This window comes from Paracoccus sp. (in: a-proteobacteria), from assembly GCF_030536915.1.
Lineage (GTDB): Bacteria > Pseudomonadota > Alphaproteobacteria > Rhodobacterales > Rhodobacteraceae > Paracoccus.
In genome coordinates this window covers 1-3596 of the sequence record NZ_JAUNPC010000023.1, presented here as the reverse complement: position 1 = coordinate 3596, position 3596 = coordinate 1, and the positions used below count along the sequence as shown (strand labels likewise).

Below are 3596 nucleotides of genomic sequence, written 5' to 3'. Positions count from 1 at the left end.
GCCAGCGCCTGCGCAGGGAACATGTGCCCACCGGTCCCTCCGGCGGCGATCAGCGCCAGCCTTCCGTTCATCGGCCCGGCCGCCCCAGCACGTCGGCCAGCGCGTTCTGCGGCCGCGTGCGGGTCAGCGCCAGCAGCATCCCCAGCGTGATCCCCGAGGCGATCACCGACGAGCCGCCGTAGCTGACGAAGGGCAGCGTCATCCCCTTGGCCGGCAGCAGCCGCACCGCCACGCCCATGTTGATCAGCGCCTGCACCCCGAAGGCGCAGGCGAGGCCCGTCCCTGCGATGCGCGCAAAGGGATCGCGTTCCCCCAGAAGCCGCCACAGCGAGCGCACGACAATGGCGCAGTAAAGCGCGATGATCGCCAGGACCATGACGAAGCCGTATTCCTCGGCCGCGACCGCGATGATGAAGTCGGTATGCGCGTCCGGCAGCGACCATTTGACCGTGCCCTCGCCCACGCCCACGCCGAAGAAGCCGCCTTCCTGGATGGCGTTGGTGGCATAGCCGATCTGGGTGCGGGGATCGACGTCATTCGACAGGAAGCCGTTGATGCGGCGGGCGAAATGCTCGCTGTTGGCATAGGCGAAAAGTCCGCCGATCCCGGCCAGCCCGACCGTGCCCGCGATCAGCACCACTGGCGCGCCGGCGACGAAATACATTACCAGCCAGGAGAACAGCACCAGCGACGCCTGGCCGAAGTCCGGCTGCAGCGCCAGCATGACGATGACGGCGCCGGCGATGAAGAACGAATAAAGCTTGCCCGGAGGCCCGCCCACCGTCTGGGCCGAGGCCATGAACCAGCCGCAGATCGCGATGAATCCGGGCTTGAGGAACTCGGACGGCTGGACCGAGGCGAAGCCCAAGGACAGCCAGCGCGTCGCCCCCTTGCCGAAGTCGGTGCCGATCACCGGCAGCGCGGCGACGGTCAGGAAAGCGCCGATGAACAGCAGCACGCCAAGGCGGCGCACCTGCACCGGCGACAGCATCGAGATGACCAGCATCACCCCCAGCGCCATCCCCCCGAAGGCCGCCTGACGGGTGACGTAATAGAAGGCAGGCAGGTTGTTGCGCTCGGCCAGCGGCACGGACGCTGCGAGGCCCAGCAGCAGGCCCAGCGCGAACAGCGCCAGCACACAGGCCAGTGCCCATTTGTCCACCGTCCGCCACCAGCGTGGAAGAATCGGCTCGCCCACGCGCACGGGCGTGGCGCCGTAGACCATCTCGGTCATGGGGTCACCGCTGTCACTGCCTCTGCCTCATGTCCGGTTCGGCCCGGATCTGGGCAGGAAGATAGCGCGGAAGGCGTCGTGAGGCCAGAAATGTTTGCGCGATCAGCCGCCGGTCCGCCTCTGCGCCCTCAGGAACCCGAGGTCTGCGCCTGCCGCAGCGCATCGCGCCGCGCCAGCGCCGCGGCGGGCCAGTGTTCCGAGGCGCGGTAATAGCCGGGCATGGCCGGCACGCCCTCGGGCAGGATCACCCAAGGGCGCCGCGTGGTCACATGGATGTGGATGTCGGGCGGCACCGCGCCGGGGTCCTCCAGCGTGCCGGTGCGCACGAAGGCCAGCGCCCGGCCCATGCCGCCATAGTGGCTGAGGATCGTGGTGCGGCAATCGGCGCAGGCCACGAGGATCTGCCCCTTGCCCGAGGCCGAGGGGATCGCCCGCTCCTCGACCCGCCCGGACAGATGGACATGCGCGGTCTCGATCAGCGCGTTGACGGCGAATGCGCTGCCGGTCTCGCGCTGGCACCAGCTGCAATGGCAGCAATGGGTGAACAGCGGAGATCGGTCCAGCCGGTAGCTCACCCCGCCGCAGACGCACCTTCCGTTCATCGAGCCCTCCGCTTTGCCGCCGCCAGCCTGCATCCGGCGATGACGCCCGGCAAGCCGCAAGGGCTTGTTTCTGGCCTAAATACCCCGGGGGAGGCCGAAGCCCCCTAGCGCGGCAAGGCCTGAACCAGCGCCGTGAAATGCTCGCCCCGCTTCTCGAAGTTCGGATATTGGTCGAAGCTGGCCGAGGCGGGGGCGAGTAGCACGGTATCCCCCGGTTCGGCCTCGGCGGCCGCCCGGGCGACGGCCGCCTCCATCGTCTCCACGACCTCATGCGGCGTGTCCGACAGTTGCAGCGCGAAGTCGCGGGCGGAATGGCCGATCAGGTAGGCCTTGCGGATGCGCGGGAACAGCGGCGCAAGCGCGGCAATGCCGCCGTCCTTGCCCATGCCGCCCGCGATCCAGCGGATGTTGTCGAAGGCCAGCAGCGCTTTTGCGGCAGAATCGGCGTTGGTGGCCTTGGAGTCGTTCACCCAGCGCACGCCGCCGATCTCGGCCACCGTCTGGCTGCGATGCGGCAGGCCCGCGAAGCTGTGGAAGGCGGCCTCGATGTCGCGCGGGGCAAGGCCGATGCTGCGGCAGGCGGCATAGGCCGCGCAGGCGTTCTGGTGGTTGTGTGCGCCGGGCAGGCCCGTGATCCCGCGCAGATCGATCGACGCCACCTGCCGCCCCTTGCGCCATTCCGAAAGGAAGCCCTTGCGCGCCGACACGGACCAGCCGAAGCCGTCGAGCTTGTCCTCGACCGAGACGCGGATCACCCGGTCGTCCTGCGGCCCCTGCCCCATCTGGTTGGCAAGGTAGCGCCCCTCGTCCTCGTCCACGCCGATCACGCAGCGGTCGGGACCGCCTTCCGAGAACAGCCGCCGCTTGGCCGCGAAATAGCCGCCGAAGCCTCCATGCCGGTCCATGTGGTCGGGCGACAGGTTGGTGAAGACCGCCACGTCCGGCGTCAGCGACCGGGCAAGGTCGGTCTGGTAGGAGGAGAGTTCCAGCACCACCACCTCTCCGTCCACGGGCGGGTCGAGCGACAGGACTCCGGTCCCGATGTTGCCGCCGATCTGCGTGGGGCGGCCTGCAGCGGTCAGGATGTGGTGGATCAGCGCCGTGGTGGTGGACTTGCCGTTCGAGCCGGTGACGCAGATGACTCGCGGGGGCGTGTCGAAGACCGCCCAGTCGAGCGCCCCGAAGCTGCGGAAGAACAGCCCGATGTCGTTGTCTACCGGCACGCCACGCTTCAGCGCCTGGGCGATGGCCGGGTGTGGATGCGGATAGAGATGCGGGATGCCGGGCGAGGTGATGAGTGCGTCGATCCGGTCCCGCCAGCCCGCATCGCGGGTCAGGTCGATGAGCGTCAGTCCCTCGGCTTCCGCCTGCGCCCGCGTCTCGGCGCTGTCGTCCCAGGCGACGACATGGGCGCTACCCTCGCGCAGCGCGGCGATGGTTGCCCGGCCCGAGCGGCCGAGGCCCAGGACGGCGATGGTCTGGTTGGCGACGCCTTGGACGGGGATCATCACTTAACCCTCCATTATTCCCAGCCGCAGAACGAACAACACAACCACCAACGCAGCAACGATAATCGTAAATGACATTCGTGCTGAAGCTGGACCAGTTACAAGAAGGACCTGCCGTGCGTCTACAACCGATTGGGCTCTGCGCAGCGTCTTATGATCTTTCGCGACGGCTCCATAGAGTAACGCCCATACTATGCCAATGATCAAGAAAAGAGCCCAGCCTGCTACAAGATATGATATCAACGGACCTAG

The 3596-nt window shown here is 67.9% G+C and carries 3 protein-coding genes; all 3 read right to left on the bottom strand.

Annotated features, from left to right (window positions below):
* Positions 1-67: 67 nt before the first annotated feature.
* Positions 68-1234, bottom strand: coding sequence for a putative peptidoglycan glycosyltransferase FtsW (locus Q4F04_RS06045; protein WP_303368938.1), 1167 nt, complete (start codon positions 1232-1234; stop codon positions 68-70).
* 128 nt (positions 1235-1362) lie between these two features.
* Positions 1363-1836 carry a GFA family protein gene (locus tag Q4F04_RS06040; protein ID WP_303368937.1) on the bottom strand — a complete coding sequence of 158 codons (474 nt, stop codon included), beginning with the start codon at positions 1834-1836 and terminating at the stop codon, positions 1363-1365.
* Between the two features lie 104 nt (positions 1837-1940).
* Positions 1941-3344 (bottom strand): UDP-N-acetylmuramoyl-L-alanine--D-glutamate ligase, encoded by a 1404-nt coding sequence (gene murD / locus Q4F04_RS06035; protein ID WP_303368936.1) that lies wholly within the window; start codon positions 3342-3344, stop codon positions 1941-1943.
* Positions 3345-3596: the final 252 nt, after the last annotated feature.

Coding starts and splice junctions, on each gene's coding strand:
- Q4F04_RS06045 (WP_303368938.1), bottom strand. CDS start 1,234: ATGACCGAGATGGTCTACGGCGCCACGCCCGTGCGCGTGGGCGAGCCG.
- Q4F04_RS06040 (WP_303368937.1), bottom strand. CDS start 1,836: ATGAACGGAAGGTGCGTCTGCGGCGGGGTGAGCTACCGGCTGGACCGA.
- murD (WP_303368936.1), bottom strand. CDS start 3,344: ATGATCCCCGTCCAAGGCGTCGCCAACCAGACCATCGCCGTCCTGGGC.